Genomic DNA, 461 nt, shown 5'->3' on the forward strand with positions numbered 1-461 from the left:
CTGTTCCGCCGCTATCCGCATCTGGCCGGAGTGCCGGCGCCACAACAGATAGGCGGCCAAAGCGATGAGAGGTACGAGAACGCCAAGCACCAAAAGCCGCATCTCGCGCTGCGCCGCGGCGATCGGCGCTTCCGCGGGAACCAGATAGTCGAGGCGCCAGGGTGTCGAGGGCACAGCCGTCGAAAGCCGCAGATACTCCGCGTCGCTGCCGCCTGGCGTGATGGCATGGACAAGCGCGACATCGGCGGAAAGCGCTTCCGGCTTGGTGATCGGTAAGGGCACCAGTGGCGCGTCGCCGAATTGCTGGCTGGCGCGGATCTCGGCAAGCACCGGCCGGCTGAGCGGCTCCGTCGTCAGGAAACGCCAGGAGGGCACACTGGTGATCAGCACCACGCCATGCGCGTCGCTGACATAGGCCGGGCGGTTCGCCTCATGCCAGTCCGCCTCAGATCGGAAGAGCA

1 pseudogene is annotated in these 461 nt (G+C 66.6%); it reads right to left on the reverse strand.

The features are described 5' to 3' along the window. Positions 1-461 (reverse strand): annotated as a pseudogene (locus EN852_RS35160) (two-component sensor histidine kinase); the annotation flags it as partial.

The sequence above is a fragment of the Mesorhizobium sp. M2E.F.Ca.ET.209.01.1.1 genome (genome assembly GCF_004010375.2).
In the GTDB taxonomy this organism is placed as follows: domain Bacteria; phylum Pseudomonadota; class Alphaproteobacteria; order Rhizobiales; family Rhizobiaceae; genus Mesorhizobium.